Source organism: Streptomyces sp. SID3343 (assembly GCF_009865215.1).
Taxonomy (GTDB): Bacteria; Actinomycetota; Actinomycetes; order Streptomycetales; family Streptomycetaceae; genus Embleya.
This window is the reverse complement of sequence record NZ_WWJX01000210.1, coordinates 1-259: the sequence shown is the minus strand read 5'-3', so window position 1 is coordinate 259 and position 259 is coordinate 1. Positions and strand designations below refer to the sequence as shown.

1 protein-coding gene is annotated in these 259 nt (G+C 76.8%); it reads right to left on the bottom strand.

Annotation, left to right across the window (positions count from 1 at the left end):
- On the bottom strand, nucleotides 1-259 hold a 259-nt coding region (locus GT354_RS07485), incomplete at both ends, for a hypothetical protein (protein WP_161355463.1).

Here is a 259-nt window from a genome sequence, read left to right as displayed (position 1 = left end):
ACCCCCGGATGCGCGACCGCGCGCAACCGCAGCCGCACGTCGGGGTCCGGGCAGTCCAGTTCGGCCTGCTCGCCCAATCGCCACGCCGCGCCCCGCAGCGGCCGCATCACCGACTCGACGCAGTCCCCCTGCCGCAACACGTGGGCGTTGCACAGTTCGAGCACGGCCTCGGCCCGCTCCGCCGGGTCGGTGAGCAGCCCCACCGCCTCCTCCAGGTGCCGGGCGGCGGCCTCGGGAGCGGTCAGCGCCTCGGCCCGAC